The sequence below is a fragment of the Kitasatospora sp. SolWspMP-SS2h genome (genome assembly GCF_003259315.1).
In the GTDB taxonomy this organism is placed as follows: Bacteria; Actinomycetota; Actinomycetes; order Streptomycetales; family Streptomycetaceae; genus Kitasatospora; species Kitasatospora fiedleri.
Genome location: NZ_QLLT01000007.1, coordinates 80578 through 97121, shown reverse-complemented (window position 1 = coordinate 97121; position 16544 = coordinate 80578). Strand labels below are relative to the sequence as shown.

Genomic DNA, 16544 nt, shown 5'->3' with positions numbered 1-16544 from the left:
GCCTCAAGGGTAATGGTTCCGCGGGGGGGCTCGGCTACAACCGGGGGTACCAGGTGGTGCGCACCGCCGCGGAGGGGCCCGCGGGGGGCTCGGCGGCGAACGCCGTCCACGCGGCGGCGGCGCCCGCCAGCAGCAGGACGACGGCGATCAGCACGGCCAGGGTGCGGCGGCGGCGGATCATCTGGGCCCGGGTGCGGCGGTGCGGGCCGGAGCCGGGGCGGTCGCGCTGGGCCCGGGACTCCTCGGCGTAGGAGGCCAGCTCCTGGGCGGAGGGGCGGCGCAGGCTGGTGTGGGTGTCCCGGGTGGAGTCGGGCTGCGGGCCGGGCACCAGCGGGACGGCGGGGCCGCGGCGGCGGCGGTGGGCGCCGCCGCCGAGCGCGTCGCTCTCGGCGTAGACCGCCTCGCCGGGGGTGGGCACCTCCTCGGCGGCGGCGCGCTGGGCGGGCACCGCGAGCGGGCCGAGACCGGCCAGCTCGGGGAGCAGGGCGCGCAGCCGGGCGGCCAGCTCGGCGGCGCGCAGCCGGGAGGCGGGGGCCTTGGCCAGGCACTCGGAGATGATCCGCCACAGGCCGTCCGGCATGCCCTCGACCGGGGGGACGTTCTCGGTGACGTGCCGGCGCAGCACCGCGCCGGTGTGGCCGCCGCCGAACGGGGTGGCGCCGGTGAGCAGCTCGTACAGCACGGTGGCGGTGGCGTAGATGTCGACGGCGGCGCGCGGCTCCAGGCCCTCGATGATCTCGGGGGCGAGGTAGTCGGGGGTGCCGATGATCCGGGTGGCCCGGGTGCGGCGGGGGGCGTCGACCAAGCGGGCGATGCCGAAGTCGGTGAGCCTGGCGCGCGGGGCGCCGCCGGGGCCGGGCGGGGCGGCGAGGTCGAGCAGGACGTTCTCCGGCTTGACGTCGCGGTGCACGATGCCGGCCGCGTGCGCGGCGGCCAGGCCGTCGGCGACGTCGGCGATCACCGAGGCGGCGACCAGCGGGCTGAGCACGCCGTCGCGCTCCAGCCGGGTGCGCAGGTCGCTGCCCCGGACCAGGTCCATCACCAGGGCGAGGTCGCTGCCGTCGACCACCATGTCGTGGACGCCGACCACGTGCGGGTGGTCGAGGCCGGTGAGGGCGGCGCGCTCCTGGACGAAGCGGCCGACCAGCACCTGGTCGGCCGCGAGGTCCTCGCGCAGCAGCTTCACCGCCACCGGGCCGTCCGGGCCCTCGCCGAGCCACACGGTGCCGGCCGAGCCGCGGCCGATCACCTGGTGGACGGTGTACCGGCTGCCGATCTTGCGTGCCAATGCTGCTCCGTGGGCTCGTGAGGTCGGTGCTCGACGAACAACCTACGCGCCCGCGGCGGTCGCGGGGGCCGCGGAGGGCCCCCGGCGAGGTACCGATCCGGTGGAATTTCGCGGGATTGTCGACAAAGCGTCAATGGCCCGGTCAGGTGTGGCTGGTGACCCAGTTCCGGGCCGTGTCGTACCAGCCGACCACGTTGTCCCAGTAGTGCGGCAGCGGCGTGAAGTTCCACAGCGCCAGGCAGCCCACGGCCAGCACCACCAGCACCAGCAGGCAGCCCTTCAGGCAGCCCAGGCCGGGGATGCGCATCCGGTTGGGGCTGCGCCGCCGCGGCTCGCGCTCCCGCTCGCGTTCGCGCTCCCGCTCGCGGGGCGGCTCCGGGCGGCGCTGCGGGGCCGGCGGCTCGGAGCGGCGCTGCGGGGCGCCGTAGCCCTGCGGCTGCCCGCTGTAGGCGGCCGGCGGCTGCTGCTGGGCCTGGTACGGCGGCGGGGCGACCGGCGGACGGCCGCCGGAGCCCTGCGGGGAGCGCCGACCGCCCTGCGGCGGGTGCGGCTGCTGGGCCTGGTACGGGCCCTGCTGCGGGGCGTACCGGCCGTCCTGCGGGGCGTAGCGACCGTCCTGCGGGGGCCGCTGGTGGGGCTGCGGGGGCTGGCCGCCGTGCTGCGGGGGCCGGCCGGCCTGGTACGGGCGCGGGGCGACCTGCGGCTCGCCGGAGCCGTCCGGCTCGAACCAGCCGACCTGGGTCTGCGCGTTGCGGTCCCGGGCGGCGCGCAGCTGGGTCTGCCAGGGGTGCGGGCCGTCCGGCTGCGCGGGGGACTGCTCGGGGGCGGGCGGCACCGCGGGCATCACCCGGGTGCGCTCCGCGGCCGGGGCGGCGGGCGGCTGGCCGATCAGCTGGGTGCGGTCCTCGGCGCCGGGCGCGGGCGGCCGGTGCGCCATGACCTGGGTGGCGGCGGCCGGGTCGTACCCGACCCCGGGCAGGGTGGCGTCGTGCGGGGAGACCGCGGGGGCGGCCGGCACCAGCAGGTCGCCGACGGCCAGCGCGGCCTCCACCGCGGCCGGGGCGGCGTGCACGCCGACGCCGGCCGCGACCACCCGCAGCGCCTCGGCCAGCGCGACGGCGGTGGGGCGCTGGGCCGGGTCCTTGCGCAGGCAGCGCTCGACCACCGTCCACAGCGGCTCGGGCATGGTGCGGGGGCGCTGCGGCTCCTGCGCGAGGTGCGCCTGGAGGATCGCCAGCGGGTTGTCGCCCTGGAACGGCGGGCGGCCGGTGACCAGCTCGTACAGCATGATGCCGGCGCCGTAGACGTCCACCGCGGCGGTCTGCGGGCGGCCGCCGGCGGACTCGGGGGCGACGTAGGCGGGGGTGCCGACGAACTCGTGGGTGCGGGTGATGCCCGGGGAGTCGGCGAGCCGGGCGATGCCGAAGTCGGTGAGCATCGGGTGCATCCGCTCGTCGCCGTCCACCGCGAGGGTGGCCAGCAGCACGTTGGCGGGCTTGAGGTCCCGGTGCACGACGCCGTCGGCGTGGCTGGCGGCCAGCGCGTCGGCGATCTGGGCCATCAGCAGCGCGCCGGCGATCGGCGACAGCGGGCCGGACTCGCGCAGGTAGCGGTACAGGTCGGGGCCGTCGACCAGGTCCATCACCAGGGCGAGCAGCTCGCCCTCGACCACCAGGTCGCGGGTGCGGACGATGTTGGGGTGGGTCAGCCGGAGCAGGACGGAGCGCTCGCGCAGGAAGCGCATCACCACGTCCGGGTCGGCGGCCAGCTCCTCGCGCAGCACCTTGACCGCGACCGCCTGGCCGGGCACCAGGCCCGGCACGGCGGCGTCCTCGCGCACCCGGCCGCGCCAGACCGTGCCGGTCGCTCCGCGCCCGAGGCTCTCCTCCAACAAGTACTTGCTGCCGACAGGCCGCACCTGTGCACTCCGTTCGGTCACCCGGCGCCCGCTGCCGGGGGCCGCGTTCCGGCACTCCCCCGTTCCCGTGAACGGCGCCGGGGCCTGGGGAGTCCGCCCGGGCGGACGGGCTCCCGTGTGTTCGGCAACTCTAACGGTGCCCGAGCGGGTTTCCGAGGTGTTGCCCGGCCGGGGCGCGCGCGGTCGGCCGGCGAGGGTGCCCGGGGCGCCTTGACCTGACTCCCCGTCGGATTCACCATGGCGATGATCGCAAGATCGTCAAATCCGGTACCGTGCGCGGACTGTCCGTCCCGAGTGGCAGGATGGCACGCACCACACGTGTGCAGAAGGGACCCCGGGCGAGATGCAGATCCGGCTCACCGTCCTTCGACCGCGCAGCGGGCCGGCCGCCCCCGGCAGCTCCGGCAGCTCCGGCAGCTCCGGCAGCTCCGCCGACGTACTGGTCACCGCGCCGGCCGGGACCGCGCTCGGTGCCGTCGCCGCCGCGCTGGCCGGCGCGGTCGGCGTCCGCGGTCCCCGCTCCGCCACGCACGTCCACCTCTACGACGGGGAACGGCGCCTGGACGAGCAGACCCCGCTCGGCCACCCCCCGCTGGTGGACGGCGCGGTGCTCGCCCTCGGCGAGCCCGACCCGGACGCGGAGGGCGCCGACGGGCGCCCCGCCGCCGAGCTGCGAGTGGTCGGCGGCCCCGACGCGGGCGGCGTCCACCGCCTGCACGGCGAGCGGATCCGGATCGGCCGCTCCGCCGAGGCCGACGTCCCGCTCGACGACCCCGACGTCTCCCGGCTGCACCTCGCCCTGCACCTGGCCGCCGACGGCCGCGCCACCGTCCAGGACCTCGGCTCCACCAACGGCACCCGGCTCGACGAGCACTGGCTGCGCGAGGAGAGCGCCGACGTCGCCCCCGGCGCCCTGCTGCGGATCGGCGAGTCCACCCTCCAGCTCGCCCGCGCCCAGGACACGGCGGCCCGGCCCACCGCGCCCGACGGCGAGGGCCGCCTCCGGCTCGCCCCGCGCACCGGCGCCCGCACCGCCCCCGGCCGCCCGGCCGCACCCGGCGGGCCGCCCGAGCCCGCCCCGGCCCCCGCCACCGGGCGCGGCGGCCGCTGGCTGCGCCGCGGCCGGAACGAGCCGCCCGCCGCCGACACCGACCGCCAGCACGACGCCGCCCGGCTGCGCCAGGCCGCCCACCAGCGCGAGCGCTGGCCCGACCCGGCCGCCCTGCTGCTCACCGCGCTCGGCACCGGCCCCCGGCTGTGGGAGCGCGGCCCCGACCACCCCGACGCGCTCACCCTCCGGCTCGGCACCGCCGACCTGCCCGGCGGCCCCGGCACCGCCCCCGGCGGCCTGCTGCCCGCCGTCCCCGTCACCGTCGACCTGCAGACCGCCGGCAGCCTCGGCCTGGCCGGCCCGCGCCACCGCCTCACCGGCCTGGCCCGGGCCGCCCTCGCCCAGCTCGCCGCCCTGCACCCGCCCAGCGGCCTCGCCCTGGTCGTGGTCGCCGCCGAGCGGCCCGCCGAGGACTGGGCCTGGGCCCAGTGGCTCCCGCACCTGCGGCCCGCCCACGGCCAGTCCTGCCGCCTGCTGTACGGGCTCGGCCCCGAGCAGGCCGAGGCCCGCCTCACCGAACTCGCCGCCGCCACCGCCGGCCCGCCCGCCACCGTCGTCCTGGTCGACGGCGACCCGGGCACCGAGGCCGCCCGGCACGCCCTCGGGCTGCTGCTGCGCCAGGGCCCCGCGGCCGGCGTCTTCGCCCTCTGCCTGGCCGAGACCCCCGAGGAGCTCCCCACCGGCCTCGGCGCGCTGGGCACCGTCACCGGCGAGGTCTCCACCCGCCTCACCCTCGACCGCCCGGCCGCCGGCGCCCGCGAGCGCCTCACCGACATCGCCCTCGACGCGGTCTCCCCGGCCTGGGCCGAGCGCCTCGCCCGCACCCTCACCCCGCTCACCGAGGCCGACACCGGGGCCTCGCCGCGCGGCCCGCTCCCCGAGGCGCTGCGCCTGCTCGACCTGCTGCGCTCCGAGTCGCTCTCCCCGGCCCGGCTCGCCGAGGGCTGGCAGGCCCTGCCCGCCGGGGCCGGCGGCGCCGCCGCCCTGCTCGGCACCGCCCGCGGCGCCGGCGGCGAGGAGAACTGCGCCGTCGACCTCGCCGAGGACGGCGACCACCTGCTGATCGGCGGCGGCCCCGGCTCCGGCAAGTCCGAGCTGCTGCGCAGCCTGGCCGCCTCCCTCGCCGTCTCCGAACGCCCCGACCGGCTCGCCCTGCTGACGGTCGACGGGGACCGCGCGGAGGACGGCGGCCTGGCCGCCTGCACCGACCTCCCGCACGTCACCGGCCACGTCAACGCCGCCGAGGACCCGCGCGGCGCGCTGCTCGCCGCCGAGCGGATCAGCGACGAACTCGCCCACCGCGAAGCCCTGTTCGACGGCCTGACCTTCACCGACTGGCACACCAGGCGGGCCCTCGCCCTGGCCCGGACCCCGGCGCTGGTCGGCGGCCCGGCCGACCCGGCCGCGCCGCCCCGGGTGGTCGAACCCCGCCGCTCCCCCGACGCGCCCCCGGCCGACGCGGCACCGCCCCGGCTGGTCGTCCTGGTCGACGACTACGACGCGCTGCTCGGCCCGGCCTCCCCCGGCGGCCGTCCGCTCGCCCGCGCCCTCGCCGCCGTCGCGGTGCACGGCGCCCGGCTCGGCGTGCACGTGGTGGCCGCGACCGGCGCGCCCGAGAGCACCGCCGGCACCGAGCTGGACGAGGCCGCGCAGCTGCGGATCGCGCTGCGCACCGAGCAGGCCGGCGACTCCGACCTGCTGATCCACCTGCCCGACGCCGCCGCGCTCCCCGGGGCGACGCCCGGCCGCGGCTACCTGCGCCGCCCGGACGGGGCGGTCACCGCCTTCCAGGGCGCCCGGGTCAGCGGCCGCATCCCGCGCACCGCGACCCTGCGGCCCACCGTCGTCGCCCAGCGCCTGGAGGACCACGGCGCCGCGCCCTCGCCCCGCCCGGTGCGCGAACTCGGCAACGGGCCCACGGACCTGGCGCTGCTGGCCTCCGCCCTGCGCCGGGCGACGGAGAGCTGAGGACGGCCGGGCACGACGGCCGGGGGCCGGGGGCGGTCTCCCGCCCCCGGCCCCCGGCCGGCTCCGAACTACCGTTCCCTCACCTGCCGTTGCGCAGCAGGGTGCGGATCACCCGCATGGCGACGGAGAGGCTGGACAGCTCGTAGGTGCCCGAACCCCTTATGTCGTCGAGGGTGGTGCGGGCCCGGCTGAGCAGGGTGGCGTTGAGGTCGGCCCAGGCCGTGTAGCGCTCGTCGGTGCCGGAGCCGGCGGGCCCGGCGGCGAGCACGTCCGCGGTGAGGGCGGCGTGCGCGGCGAACAGGTCCTCGCGGATCGCGGCGCGGGCCATCGAGGACCACCGGTCGGTGCGCGGCAGGTCGATGATCCGGTCGAGCAGGTGGCTGATCTGGAGCCGGTCGCCGAGGTCGTAGTACAGCTCGGCGACCTCCATCACGTCGGCGTCCGAGCGGTCCGCGACGCCGACGATGTCGAGGGTCGGGAACGCGGAGGACAGGCCGGCGATCCGGGTGGCCAGGTCGTCGGGGACGCCGGCCTCGGAGAGCTCGCGGTGGACGGACTCGAACCAGGCCAGGTCCTCGCCGGCCAGCGGCTTGGGCAGCGCGTCCCAGACCTGGTTGACCCGGTCGTGGAAGAACGCGATGGTGTCGGCGATGTCCAGCGGCTGGCGGTTGTTGAGCATCCACCGGGTGGCGCGCTCGACCAGGCGGCGGGCGTGCAGCCGCATCCTGGTCTGGACCCGGGCGGCGACCCGGTTGTCGAGCCGCTCGACCTGGTCCCAGATCTGCTCCAGGCCGAAGACCGCGCGGGCGGCGGCGTGGGTGCGGGCGATCTCCTCCATGGTCGCGCCGGTCTCCTCGCGGAGCCGGAACGCGAAGGTGCAGCCGCCACGGTTGATCGTGTCGTTGACGATCAGGGTGGTGATGATCTCGCGGCGCAGCGGGTGGTGGTCGATCTGCTCGGCGAACCGGGCCCGCAGCGCGCTGGGGAAGTACTGGTGGAGCACGTCCCGGAAGTACGGGTCGTCGGGCAGGTCGGTGGCGAGCAGCTCGTCGGCCAGGGTGATCTTGGTGTAGGCGAGCAGCACCGACAGCTCGGGCTGGGACAGGCCGCGGCCGGCCTGCTGGCGGTCGCGGATCTGCTTCTCGGTGGGCAGGTACTCCAGGGCCCGGTCGAGCTGTCCGTTGGCCTCCAGCCGGTTGATCATGCGGGAGTGCACGTTGACCATGCTGGCGGCCTGGGCGACGGCGTTGGCGAGCACCACGTTCTGCGCGTAGTTGTTGCGCAGCACGAGGTGGCCGACCTCGTCGGTCATCTCGGCGAGCAGGGCGTTGCGCTGCTTGACCGTCAGGTCGCCGTCGGCGACGACCTGGTTGAGCAGGATCTTGATGTTCACCTCGTGGTCGGAGGTGTCCACGCCGGCCGAGTTGTCGATGGCGTCGGTGTCGATCCAGCCGCCCTCGCCGCGCGGGCCGCCGGTGGAGGCGAACTCGATCCGGCCGAGCTGGGTGCAGCCGAGGTTGCCGCCCTCGCCGATCACCCGGGCCCGGACGTCGCCGCCGTCGACCCGGATCGCGTCGTTGGCCTTGTCGCCGACCTCGGCGTTGGTCTCGGTGGCGGCCTTGACGTAGGTGCCGATGCCGCCGTTCCAGAACAGGTCGACGGGGGCCTGGAGGATGGCCTTCATCAGCTCGGCGGGGGTGAGCTTGGCGGTCTCGATGCCGAGCCGCTCGCGGGCCTGCGCGGAGAGCTGGACGGACTTGGCGGAGCGCGGGTAGACGCCGCCGCCGGCCGAGATCAGCGCCCGGTCGTAGTCGTCCCAGGAGCTGCGCGGCAGGTCGAACAGCCGGCGGCGCTCGGCGAAGGAGGCCGCGGCGTCCGGGTTCGGGTCGAGGAAGATGTGCCGGTGGTCGAAGGCGGCGACCAGCCGGATGTGCTCGGAGAGCAGCATGCCGTTGCCGAACACGTCGCCGGACATGTCGCCGATGCCGATGACGGTGAAGTCCTCGGTCTGGGTGTCGACGCCGAGTTCGCGGAAGTTGCGCTTGACGGACTCCCAGGCGCCGCGGGCGGTGATGCCCATGCCCTTGTGGTCGTAGCCCGCGGAGCCGCCGGAGGCGAACGCGTCGCCGAGCCAGAAGCCGTACTGCCCGGCGACGCCGTTGGCGATGTCGGAGAAGGTCGCGGTGCCCTTGTCGGCGGCGACCACCAGGTAGGTGTCGTCCTCGTCGTGGCGCACCACGTCCACCGGGTGGACGACGTCGCCGGCCACCAGGTTGTCGGTGATGTCGAGCAGCGCGGAGATGAAGGTCTTGTAGGAGGCGACGCCCTCGGCGAGCCAGGCGTCCCGGTCGACCGCCGGGTCGGGCAGCTGCTTGGCGACGAAGCCGCCCTTGGCGCCGACCGGCACGATGACGGTGTTCTTGACCATCTGGGCCTTGACCAGGCCGAGGATCTCGGTGCGGAAGTCCTCGCGCCGGTCGGACCAGCGCAGGCCGCCGCGGGCGACCTTGCCGAAGCGCAGGTGGACGCCCTCGACCCGGGGCGAGTACACCCAGATCTCGAAGGCGGGGCGCGGCGCGGGCAGGTCGGGGATGGCCTTGGGGTCGAACTTCATCGACACGTACGAGTGCCACCGGCCCTCGCTGTCGTGCTGGAAGAAGTTGGTCCGCAGGGTGGCCTTGATCAGGTGCAGGAAGGAGCGCAGGATGCGGTCCTCGTCCAGCGAGACGACCTCGTCGAGGGCGCCGGTGAGCTCCTCCAGGATGCCCTCGGTGAGCTCGCCGCTGCCGGACTGGTGGCTGGGCGAGAGCCGGGCCTCGAACAGGTTGACCAGCAGCCGGGTGGTGTGGGTGTTGTTGCGGAGCGCGTCCTCCATGTAGTCCTGGGAGAACGTGGAGCCCGCCTGCCGCAGGTACTTGGCGTAGGCGCGCAGCACCACGGCCTGGCGCCAGGTCAGCTTGGCGGTGAGGACGAGCTCGTTGAAGGCGTCGTTCTCGGCCTCGCCGCGCCAGGTGGCGGCGAAGGTGTCCTGGAAGCGCTCGCGGTCCTCCTCGGTGAGGTCGGTGCCCTCGCGCAGCCGGAGGCCGAAGTCGACCACCCAGGCGGTGCTGCCGTCGGTGCGGCGCAGCGCGTACGGGTGCTCGTCGAGGACCTCGACGCCCAGGCGCTGGAGGACGGGGAGCACCTCGGTGAGCGAGATCGGGCCGCCGACCCGGTAGATCTTGAAGCGGCGCTCGTCGTCGCCGGCGCCGACCGGCTGGTACAGGTTGAGCCGGAAGTCGCCCTCGCCGGCGAGGGACTCGATCTGCTTGAGGTCGGCGACGGCGGTGCGCGGCGGGAAGTCGGCGCGGTAGCCGTCGGGGAAGGCGGTGGCGTACTTGTGGGACAGCTCGGCGGCCCGCTCCTCGCCGAACTCGCTCTGCAGCTGGTCGTTGAAGCCGTCCATCCAGAACCGGGCGGCCTCGGCGAGCCGGTTCTCGATCCGCTCGATGTCGGCGTCGGACAGCTGCGGCAGCTCGGTGCCGGGGGCGACCCGGATCACGAAGTGCAGGCGGGTGAGCACCGACTCGGTGGCGTACACCGTGTAGTCGATGGTGTCGCCGTTCAGCTCGCTCTTGAGGATGTCGGTGAGGGCGAGCCGGATCCGGGTGGTGTAGCGGTCGCGCGGCAGGTAGACGTACGCCGAGTAGTAGCGGCCGTACTCGTCCTGGCGCAGGAACAGCCGCAGCCGGCGGCGCTCCTGGAGGTAGAGGACGCTGGTGGCGATCGACTGGAGCTCGGCGACGGCGGTCTGGAACATCTCGTCGCGCGGGAAGGTCTCCATGATCTGGAGCAGGTCGCGCCCGTCGTGGCTGTCGCCGGAGAAGCCGGCCCCGTTCATCACCTCCTGCACCTTGCGGCGCACCACCGGGATCCGGGTGACGGACTCGGTGTAGGCGGCGGAGGAGAACAGGCCGAGGAAGCGGCGCTCGCCGATCGGCTCGCCGGCGGCGTCGAACTTCTTCACGCCGACGTAGTCGAGGTAGGCGGTGCGGTGCACGGTGGAGCGGCTGTTGGCCTTGGTGAGGACCAGCAGCTTCTTCTCGTGCGCCTTGGCGCGGACCGGGGCGGAGAGCCGGCCGAACGCCCCGGAGACCGGGTGGTGGTCGCTGTCGTGGTTGAGCGGGTCGGCGCGCAGCACGCCCAGGCCGGTGCCGGCGACGGCGCGCAGCACGTCCTCGCCCTCGTGCTCGACCAGGTCGTACTCGCGGTAGCCGAGGAAGGTGAAGCGGTCGTCGGCGAGCCAGCGCATCAGCTCCCGGGCCTCGCCGACCTCCTGCTCGGGCAGGTGCGCGGGGGGCTGCTCGGCGAGTTCGTCGGCCAGCCGGAGCGCGGAGTCGCGCATCTTCGACCAGTCCTCGACCACCTCGCGGACGTCGCCCAGCACCCGGCGCAGGCCCGCCTCCAGGGTGCGCAGGTCGTCGCGGTCGGTCTCGCGGTCGATCTCGATGTGCATCCAGGACTCGACCACGGCGTCGGCGGGCCACTCGGTGCCGGCGGCCTGCGCGCGGTTGCACGCGTCGGTGTCGAGGATCTCCAGCAGCTTGCCGGTGATGTCGCGGCGCACCGCGAGCTGCGGGTGCACGACCAGGTGGATGGCGCGGTCCAGGCGGGTCAGCTCGTTGGTGACCGAGTCGACCAGGAACGGCATGTCGTCGGTGACGACCTCGACCACGGTGTGGCCGCAGGACCAGCCGTTCTCCTCGACGCTCGGGGTGTGCACCCGGACCTCGGCGGTGCCCTGCGGGCGCTTGAGGCCCAGCCGGTAGTGCGAGGCGGCGGCCCCGTACACGTCCACCGGGTCCCGGTGGACCACGTCCTCGGGGGCGGTGTGGAGGTAGTAGTGGTGCAGGTAGGCGGCCAGAGCACCGTTGCTCAGGCCCTCCCCCGGCGCCGCTCCCCCCACCTGGCTGTTCTCAGCGGCTGCTGCTGCTTTCCTGAGCAGGTCGGCCTTGGCTGCGTCCAGCTTGGTCTGCATGGCTGTTTCGGCTCCCGTCGCGCGCCGTTGCGTGACTCGGTGATGACTGTGGGTGCACCGCCGGGCCCCGTCGGCAATCCTCCCGTACGCGAGGGGTGAAAAGCGCTCACGGCACGCATGAGTCGCGTTTCGCCCGGGTATGACAGTACGTTTGGCCTGCCTGACCGATAACCGGCGACGTCGTCAGCCTAGCCTGACGAAACGAAGGTGTCAGGGGACACTGAGGAGCAAACCCGCAGGAAGATCAAGCCTTCCTGGACACCTTGTCCAACGCATGCCCACTCCGCCGTCCGTCATTCGGGAGACCACTCCATGTGCGGGTGGACGTAGTCGGTCGGCGGGGTGAACGTCTCCCGGATCGAGCGGGTGGAGGTCCAGCGCAGCAGGTGCTCGGCGGTGCCCGTCCCGCCCCCGGCCGCGGCGGACCGGCCGCCGGACGGCCACCGGCCCGCCGGTCCGGCCGGCTCGTCGTTGACGTGGAAGTCGCCCGCGGCGAACCGCAGCCGCTCCACCGCCCGGGCGATCGCCCGCCGGTCCCGGGCGACCACCGAGCCGCTCAGGCCCTGCGCCGCGCCCCGGCCGATCCGCTCCAGCGCCTCCTCCCAGCGGAGGTCGTCGTAGACCTGCACGGCCAGCAGCGGGCCGCCGTACGCGGTGGAGAAGACCTCGCCGTCGCGGTCGCCGCCGAGCAGCACGGTGGGCCGCACGAACCAGCCGATCGCGTCGTCGTACTGACCGCCCGCCAGCAGTTCCACCCGCGGGTCCGCCCTGGCCCGCTCGATCGCACCGGTGACCCTGGCGAACGCCCGGGCGTCGATCAGCGCGCCCATGAAGTTGCCCGGGTCGGTGGCGTCGCCCACCGCGAGCGCGTCCACCTCGCCGAGCAGGTCGTCCTTGATCCGCCGCCACAGGCTCCGCGGCAGGTACGCCCGGGACAGCGCCGCGCAGCGCTGGCCCTGGTACTCGAAGGCGCCGCGGATCAGCGCGGTGCGCAGCACCGCCGGGTCGGCCGAGGGGTGGGCGACCAGGAAGTCCTTGCCGCCGGTGGTGCCGACGATCCGCGGGTAGGCGCGGTAGCGGGCGATGTTCGTGCCGATCTCCCGCCACAGCCGCTGGAGGACCTCGGTGGAGCCGGCGAAGTGCAGCCCGGCCAGCGCCGGGTCGCGCAGCGCCACCTCGGTGAGGGCCTGCCCGTCGCCGGTGACCAGGTTGACCACGCCGGGCGGCAGCCCGGCCTCCTCCAGCAGCAGCACCAGCAGGTGCGCGGTCAGGGTCTGGGCGGGCGCGGGCTTCCACACCACGGTGTTGCCCATCAGGACGGGCGCGGTGGCCAGGTGCCCGGCGGCCGCGGTGGAGTTGAACGGGGTGACCGCGCAGACGAAGCCCTCCAGCGGGCGGTGGTCGGCGCGGTTCCAGCCCCCGGGCGGGGAGGGCGGCTGCTCGGCCAGCAGCCGGCGGGCGCGGTCCGCGTCGAACCGCCAGGAGTCGGCGAGTTCGCACACCGCGTCGGCCTCCGCCTGCCACACCGGCTGGGACTGGCCCAGCACGGCGGCGGCCACCAGGGTCTCCCGCCAGGGCCCGGCCAGCAGGTCCGCGGCCCGCAGGAACACCGCGGCCCGGTCGTCGAACGGCAGTTGCCGCCACTCCTCGGCCGCCGCCAGCGCCGCGTCCACCGCGGCCCGCACGTCGGCGGCCGTCGCGTTGCCCAGCACGCCGAGCCGCGCCGCGTGGTGGTGCGGCTGCACCAGCTCGGTGCGCTCGCCGCCGCCGAGCCGGCGCTCCCCGCCGATCACCATCGGCAGCGAGGTGTGCCGCCCGGCCAGTTCGGCCGTCCTGCGCTCCAGCCGGGCCCGTTCGGCGCTGCCCGCCGCGTACCCGCGCGGCGGCTCGGGGACGGGCGGGGGGACGTTGGTGACCGCGTCGATCGGCATGGTGCTGAGGTGCTCCGTAAGGGTGCTGGTGCCTGCTGGGACCTCCCCAGCCTGGACGCGCCTGCCCCCGCCGCGCGCCGTGACACGCCTACCCGTCGTACCCGGTGAGCTCCTCCGCCACCGCGACGGCCTCGGCGAGCGAGTCCACCACCGGCACGCCCAGGTGCGTCAGCTTCTCCCGGGTGTGCGAACCCCCGGTGTACAGCACCGACTTGATGCCCGCCGCGAGCGCCGCCTCGGCGTCGTCCGCCGCGTCGCCGATCAGCACCGTCCGCGCGCGGTCGATCCCGTCGCCCAGCGCGTCCAGGTGCACCGCCAGGTGGCCGGCCTTGCGCCCGCCGGACTCGCCGCGCCGACCGTCCACCCGCGTGAAGTGCGGGGTCAGGCCGAACGCGTCCACCGCAGGCACCAGCTGCTCGTGCGCGTACATCGACAGCAGCGACTGGCTGCGCCCGGCCGCCGCCCACCGCGCCAGCAGCGCCTCGACGCCCGGGGTCAGCCCGCAACTCGGGAACAGCTCGGTGTACTTGACGTGGAACGCGTCGTCCAGCGCCAGCCACTCCGCCGGGCTGGGCGCCCGCCCCAGCAGCCGCTCGTAGAACAGCGGGATCGGGATCTCGTACTGCGCCCGGTACTCCTCCAGCGTCAGCGGCGGCAGCCCGACCGTCGCGAACGCGGCGTTGCTGGCCCCGACCACGGCCGCCATGTCGGACAGCAGGGTGCCGTTCCAGTCCCAGACTATGTGTGTGCGCACCCGCCAAGGGTAAGCGGCGCCGTTGTCGGGCGGTACGGAGGATCGCCCTGCCGGGCGGAGCACGGGCCGCACCGGCTCACCCCCGGATGAATCCCTTGGTGCGCATGAGGAAGTGCGCGAGGTACCCGTCATGGGGGATGCCGGTGTCCGTCCAATGGGTCGGGTGGTCGCCGACGTAGACGTTGGCGATGGACGGCTCGTCCACGAGCGCGTCGACCAGTCGCTCGTCCTCGGTGTACACGCCCAGGACGAGCGTGTCGCGCAGGGGGGCGATCCCCTCCTCCGGCGACCACGGGGCGACCCACACGCAGGGGAACGGCAACTCGATGTCCGCCCTCGGGTCGTCCGGGCTCTCCAGCCGGTGCACCACCGGGCGGAGCACGGCGCTGCCGTCACCGAGTTCCTCCACGAACCCGCCTCCCCCCAGATGGGCCGGTGCCCCGGCCGCCCTGTCCCGTACGAACTTCTCCAACGCCCGCGCGGCGACGGCCGGTTGCACGGGGAGCACGGCCTTCTCGTCCTCGGGGGGAAGGCTCGGCAGGAGGGCGAGGCGGTCGGCCAGGGCTTCGGCCACCGGCGTCGGGTCGCCCTCGACGAGAACAGCGGTGGCGTTCACGCAACCGGTGCCCCCGTGGTGGCTGATGGAGCTGACGACGGTGTCGAGCTGCGCCGGCCAGTCCGTCCCCGCCGTGAGGAGGATCTTCGAACGGCCGGGCCGCAGGGGCAGGACGAACGGGTCGTCCGCGTACTGGCGGATCACCTCGTCGCTGCCGTAGGCCAGGTCGGCCCCCCGCAGCAGGCCCTCGGCCGCGGCGTGGTCGGTGGGCAGCAGCATGACGTGGTCGTCGGCGAACCCGGCCATCCGCAGGGCCGTCACCAGCCGGTGCGGGGTGAACGGTTCGCGTCGTGACGGTCGCACCGCCACCCGGTAGCCCAGGGCCAGGGCCTCCGGCCAGAGCGTGTGGGTGCCGGGGTGGTTCCCGGCGGCGTGCACCGCGAAGACCTCTCCGCGCCGGGACCACACCGCTCGGCCCGCCCGGGTGAGCGGGTCGCGCCAGTCGCCGACCGCACCCGAGGGCCGGGCGTGCTGGAGGTTGGTGTACAGCTGCTCGGTGCGGCGCAGTGCCGTCCCGGTGGCGGCTCGCACCACCTGGACCGGGATGCCGGCCACCCGGCTCACCGCGCGCTCGTACTCCCCGACCGTCTGTCCGTTGATCGTGCCGGTGGCGAACAGCCGGCCGGCGCGGGTGATGGCGGCGATCCGCTCGTCGAGCGGAAGGGGTGACGCCCTCCGCAGCGCCGACATGGCACGGTCGACGTACACCGTCGGCGCCAGGCTCAGCTCGGCCGCGGGCTGCCCGCTGACGTCCGCCACCGTGACCCGCCGGCGGGAGCGGTACGGGCCCGCGGGCCCGAGCACATCCAGCTGGAGCAGCTCCGTCATCAGTAGACCCCCTCGACGACCGCCTGGTCCTCGAAGTGGGTGACGGGCGCGACGTCGGCGACGGCGTCGCCGATGCGTCCGGGCAGCGCCTCGACGCGGGTGGCCAGGTCCCGTTCGAGGTTGTTGGGGAGGAAGAGCGCCTTGGAGACGTGGTTCATGACCACCTGTCCCCGTTCCCCGAACGGCACGGGCCGGCGGGTCCGCGGGTCCACCACCGAGAACGTCACGTACGGCGAGAACGTGTCGAAGACGCAGCTGTCCTCGTCGGCCGCGGGCACGCGCTGACCGGCGATGCCGAGGATCATCGTGCTGCCGTAGTGGCCGTACAGGGCGAGGCCGGGGAAGATCTCGGTGCGGTACAGGTGGTGGCTGTCGGGGTCGAGCTGGGTACCGCCCCACCGTATGGCGCGCACCTTGTCGTTGACGAGTGCCACCAGCTCCTCGCGCCGCACCAGCCGCTCCAGCAGCGCGGGAGTGATGGTGAGCACGCCGATGTCCTGGGTGCGCAGCACGAACTCCGCCTGGTCCACCACGTGTTCCGCGTACGCGTCCGCCTGGTCCTTCCTGCCCGACGCGATGAGCTTCTTCACCCAGCGCGGGTCCAGGTCGACCTGGAAGCCGTACCGTCCGTGCGTCGCCGCCGAGCGCCGGAAGATCTCCCCGACGATGTGAGGGCCGGACGGTACGAGCCCGAGCCAGTCGGCGCCGCGCGGGAAGCCGTGTTCGTCGAGGTTGGCGTTGCTCCAGGCGATCAGGCGGTCCAACCAGTCCTCGGGGCACACCACGCGCTTGGGCGCCCCGGTGGTACCGCCGCTCTCGTAGACGCCCGCGATGCGGGGGGCCGGCCCGTACCCCCGTGGGACCAGCGCTTGCGCCGGCACCTTCCGCATCTCGTTCGCGACGTTCGGGAACAGCCGCAGGTCATCGAAGGTCTTGATGTCGCGACGCGGGTCGAAATCCAGTGACTTCGCCCGGTCGATCCAGTAGGGCGATCCGGTGTCCGGGTGGAAGTGCCACTCCAGGGCGGCCCGGAGGAACTCCTCCGGGTCGGGCCGGGTGCCGTGTGGGAGGTCGAGTAACGGGTTGGCTGCGGTGGACACGGTTTCTCCTTGG

At 74.9% G+C, this 16544-nt stretch carries 8 protein-coding genes; 1 reads left to right on the top strand and 7 read right to left on the bottom strand.

Features of this window, described 5'->3' with window-relative positions; translation table 11 throughout:
* Positions 1 to 34: 34 nt before the first annotated feature.
* Both K353_RS10480 and K353_RS10475 read right to left on the bottom strand, forming a co-directional pair.
* The gene (locus tag K353_RS10480) at positions 35 to 1288 is read right to left on the bottom strand and encodes a serine/threonine-protein kinase (protein ID WP_111553317.1); all 1254 of its coding nucleotides are present in this window, start codon (positions 1286 to 1288) and stop codon (positions 35 to 37) included.
* 142 nt (positions 1289 to 1430) lie between these two features.
* Positions 1431 to 3206 (bottom strand): serine/threonine-protein kinase, encoded by a 1776-nt coding sequence (locus tag K353_RS10475; RefSeq protein WP_111553316.1) that lies wholly within the window; start codon positions 3204 to 3206, stop codon positions 1431 to 1433.
* Positions 3207 to 3549: 343 nt separating this feature from the next.
* Here K353_RS10475 and K353_RS10470 point away from each other — a divergent pair, with 343 nt between their 5' ends.
* Positions 3550 to 6285, top strand: coding sequence for an FHA domain-containing protein (locus K353_RS10470; protein ID WP_111553315.1), 2736 nt, complete (start codon positions 3550 to 3552; stop codon positions 6283 to 6285).
* A gap of 79 nt (positions 6286 to 6364) precedes the next feature.
* Here the strand turns inward: K353_RS10470 and K353_RS10465 are convergent, their stop codons facing one another.
* From K353_RS10465 to K353_RS10445, 5 genes are all read right to left on the bottom strand, one after another.
* Positions 6365 to 11302, bottom strand: coding sequence for an NAD-glutamate dehydrogenase (locus tag K353_RS10465; RefSeq protein ID WP_111553314.1), 4938 nt, complete (start codon positions 11300 to 11302; stop codon positions 6365 to 6367).
* 293 nt (positions 11303 to 11595) lie between these two features.
* Positions 11596 to 13227 carry an L-glutamate gamma-semialdehyde dehydrogenase gene (gene pruA, locus K353_RS10460; protein ID WP_111553447.1) on the bottom strand — a complete coding sequence of 544 codons (1632 nt, stop codon included), beginning with the start codon at positions 13225 to 13227 and terminating at the stop codon, positions 11596 to 11598.
* Between the two features lie 94 nt (positions 13228 to 13321).
* Complete coding sequence (locus tag K353_RS10455; protein ID WP_255410714.1) at positions 13322 to 13987, bottom strand: HAD family hydrolase; 666 nt, start codon at positions 13985 to 13987, stop codon at positions 13322 to 13324.
* Between the two features lie 76 nt (positions 13988 to 14063).
* The gene (locus K353_RS10450; RefSeq protein ID WP_111553312.1) at positions 14064 to 15431 is read right to left on the bottom strand and encodes an aldehyde dehydrogenase family protein; all 1368 of its coding nucleotides are present in this window, start codon (positions 15429 to 15431) and stop codon (positions 14064 to 14066) included.
* On the bottom strand, positions 15431 to 16531 hold the full coding sequence (locus K353_RS10445) for a phenazine antibiotic biosynthesis protein (protein ID WP_158585387.1): 1101 nt from the start codon (positions 16529 to 16531) through the stop codon (positions 15431 to 15433). The genes K353_RS10450 and K353_RS10445 overlap by 1 nt, the downstream gene beginning before the upstream one ends.
* Positions 16532 to 16544 lie beyond the last annotated feature (13 nt).